Below are 3,914 nucleotides of genomic sequence, written 5' to 3' on the forward strand. Positions count from 1 at the left end.
AGCGCCGCGGAAGCGGAGAAAATTCTAGACAAAGCGATCAAGGCTTATAAATAATACATTTTTGCGCGTTCGGCGCTAAAATTTAATCAAAATTTGACCGAGCTGATCGGTCAAATTTATTTTTAAATTTTAATTCTGAAAATTTTCAAATCTTGCGATGCTTTGAATTCCACGCAAATTTTGCCTAAAATCTATTCTTGGTTTTTACTGCTCGTTTTTTGGCATTCGCACAGCATGGCGTTTTGAGCGCGCTAAATTTCAAATCTTATATCATTGCACCGAAATACTTTGTGTTCGCGCCACAAATTTAACACTGGTGTAGCTATCTCTCTAGTATCACGCGTGTAGACTAAAAAGCAGGCAAGATAAATTTTTAAAAGTTATCGTGACTGGCGAGCCCTGCAACTCCAATCTTCGCTCTAATATCCATATATGATACATGCAAGGGTGATAATTTATACCGATAAAATTTTGATCCATAAATTTAAGCCTACGCGATTTATAATATAAATTTTGAAATTTCAATATCTATGTTTTACGGAAAAGATCGCGAGCGGTATTATAGGCGAGCATTTTGATCCGTTATATCGCTTAAATTTTTAAAATTTAAGCGATATAAGCGATTGACTATTGCTGCCTTTTTAAAATTTGCCAATAAAATCCATAAATTTAATTCTAAGACGGCTTTTGTTATAGCGGGACGCCGAATGCTTGATTAAATTTTAAAACTGCATCTCCCATGTGAGTTTATAGTTCCTACCCGGCGAGTAAAAGCGGTTGATACCAAGCCCTGTTTCTTGATCTATCAGATTGCTAGTTCCAAAAGGCCTTATTGACCTGGCGCTTTCCCAAGTGATATATTTACGATCGGTTATATTATATATGCCTGCACGAAGCGTCAGATATTTTATCGGCTTTACGTATGTTACGAAGTCTATCGTCGTATATCCACCGCTTCTCCATTCCACTTCGCTATTGCTTACAGGTTTGCCGTTTACGATTTTGCCGCCTAGATACTGCTCGTACCAATACATATTGTAGGTATCTCTCGCCTTTTTCGCAGCTACCGCGGTTACGAACAGATCCGCGCCGTATTTATCGCCCGGGCTTTGATAGCCTACGCTATAAACCGCCGTTCGCGGCTGGATCGCATTCATCGGCGTATCGGTTTTGCCGTGACCTATATCCATTCTGCCTTTTTGAATACTTAGCTTATATCCTATATGAAAGCCCTGTAGAGGCTGCCAAATTTGATCCAAAGCCAGTCTCGAGTCTATCTCTATTCCTCTTACTCTTGCTTTTGGACGATTTACGTTTTGATACACAGAAGTAGGCATTGTACTTCCACCGTTTCCGTAAGGAAGCTGGAATTCCCCCTTGTATTGTAAATCTATAAAATTCCTATAATCCGTTTGGAATAAATTCAATGTAACGAAGCTTGGAGAATTATGAAGCGTAAAGGCAATCTCTTTAGTCTTTGCGGTCTCTTTTTTCAAATCCAAATTAGGATATATCGAAAAATCACGGTGCTGGAAAGTGAAGTAAATTTCATCCGAAGTAGGCGCCCTAAATCCGTTTGCATATTTAAGCTGAATTCTAAAAAAATCGAGCGGATCGATATTTGTAGATATCGAATACGAGTTTGCTGAATATTTTCTTTTTTGAGAAGCCAAATACATAGCATTGGCTTCCGCATTGGCGTCTCGATGGGCCTTTATCTCGGCATTGGACGGATTGCCGGGAAGCGGCGTATAGGGAACGAACATACCGATAAACAGATCGGTCGGAATTTTAGGCGTCACGCCGGGAGTGTAGCTTGGATTATGCTTCACTCTGTCGTATCTATAATTAAGATCAAAGCCTAGGATATCGTTTATGCGAAAATCATCCCCCACATAAAGCGCTCCGGTTTTAGTCTCAACCGGAATAAGAAAGCTAAAAGGATCGTCTTCGTGGCTACAAAGCGTTACATAGTCGTTTCCGTTGTATAGCTTACATTTATCCGCATACCAAGTGCCGAGCATAGGAAAGTCGGGGTTAGTATTTCTTACGCCGAAAAAGGTTTCGGCCCACCACTGTTTATTCGTAGGCTCGTATCCTTGTCTGTTTACCATTCGCTTATCGCTTTTACTAAAAAGCCCGCCGTAGCTTAAGGTGTGCTCTGAGCTTTTGATAGTAAAATCCTTGGTAAGATCGAGATTTAATTGTTTTGTATCGGTGATGAGATCCCTGTCTTTCCAGTTGTTATCTACAAAGCCGTATTGGCTCGGCAATAAGAGAGAATCGCCGTTCCAGCTATCTTTTGGATTGATTACCGCATAGTTTCCTTTGCCATTAGGGGTAGGTACAGGGGTAAGGTCGTAGTGCTGATAGCTCCACGTATTTGTATCAAATAGATCGATACCCTTTGAGCAGTTATAGTTATCGCAATTGACTAAAATATCGGAGACTCCTCCCGTGTTTAATTCATTCGTGTATCCTTGGTACGCGTTATCATCTACTTTATTGCCTCTGCTATCTATTACGATATCTCTTGTTCTAGGTATGGGCACGGGACTCCACCACGGCTGTTCGTAATACGTCTCGGTAGAGTGTTGGAGCTCTCCTCCGTATTTATCTACCATTTTTCCGTTTTCGTTTATATGTAGACCGGACGGATTTGAAATACCTGCGCAGTTATCGCCTTCGCAATACTCATCCGTTCTCGCTTTTAACTTAATATGTTGCTTGTTATAGCTAAATTTTAAGCTATCCCATAAAGGCGTTTCGTCGAAATTTTCGTAAGAAAACGAGTAATTCTTTCTTTCGCTTGTATCGTTAGTGTGTCGTATATCGTTAGTCAATGCTCCCCAAGGGGTTTGCGTATTGTAAAGAGCAAATTGATTCGACCAGTCTATTCCCTCTGATTTTATATTAGACTTATCGTATCCTAGGCTAAATCTATCGGTATCGGTGGGTTGAAAACCAAATTTGACAAGGGTGCTTTTCTTGTAAATTCTATACGGATCGGGCTTTTCCCTAACTTTTCTGATGACGGTTGGGTCATAGTCTTTATAACCCCAGTTTTTTAGTTCATGTCCTTCTCTATCAGTATGAATAGCCAAAAGATCAAACCACTTAAACCGAACTGCAGCTGCGTGGCTTTGCCAGTTTTGTCTATCCGCACTTTGATACCCGCGCTTAAATCCGTAATACCAATCCTTCTCCGTTAGATAATCTCTCGCATCCTTTGTCTCAAACGCTACTGAGCCACCTAGCGCGCCCGAGCCTCTTTTTACCGAATCTGCACCTTTAGTGATATCTACCTGTCTTACGTTTTCAACCTCAACGCCGTTTCTAGTGTTATTAAAGTTTCCATATCCTTCAAATAGATCTTTAAAACCTTGCGAGCTTAACGTTTCTGCTTGGCGAAGTCCATCAATACTTATATCTACACGGTTTTCATCTACTCCGCGGATCGAATAACCACTAGCACCGAATCTTCCGCTTTCGACAACTGAAACGCCGGTTTCGTGACGAACCATATCTCTACTATCGCTAACTTGCTCTTTGGCGAGTTGCTTGGCGCTCTTTTTAGTTTCGCCGACTTTTTTGGTAAGCGGGTCGCTTTCTACGTTTCCCGTAACATTGATCTGCCCTAAATTTTGGGAGCCACCTTCGCTATCATCCTGTGCAGCTAAAGTGACCGCGCATAAACAAAGCGCTCCCGCCGCTGCAATGGAAAACCTAAATAAGCTCATTTTGATCCTTTTATAATACTATTTCTCATAGGCGTTATTAAAAATAGCAGTATATTAGTGAAAAATTCTTTAAATTTAAATTAAAAAGAATTTATTTATCATTTGTAATTATAGCGCTTAATTTAATTTAAAGAAATCCCAGCCTTACGCCTTTATCTCCTAAATTTGCGTTTT

1 protein-coding gene is annotated in these 3,914 nt (G+C 40.4%); it reads right to left on the reverse strand.

The genetic code is table 11. The features are described from left to right. Nucleotides 1–722 precede the first annotated feature (722 nt). On the reverse strand, nucleotides 723–3,740 hold the full coding sequence (locus Q0140_RS04330; RefSeq protein WP_297962234.1) for a TonB-dependent receptor: 3,018 nt from the start codon (nucleotides 3,738–3,740) through the stop codon (nucleotides 723–725). Between the last annotated feature and the right edge of the window lie 174 nt (nucleotides 3,741–3,914).

Origin of the sequence: uncultured Campylobacter sp., assembly GCF_938045405.1 — a bacterium.
Lineage (GTDB): Bacteria > Campylobacterota > Campylobacteria > Campylobacterales > Campylobacteraceae > Campylobacter_B.

Excerpts from the sequence above, each read along its gene's own strand:
- Q0140_RS04330 (WP_297962234.1), bottom strand. The coding sequence starts at position 3,740 with ATGAGCTTATTTAGGTTTTCCATTGCAGCGGCGGGAGCGCTTTGTTTA.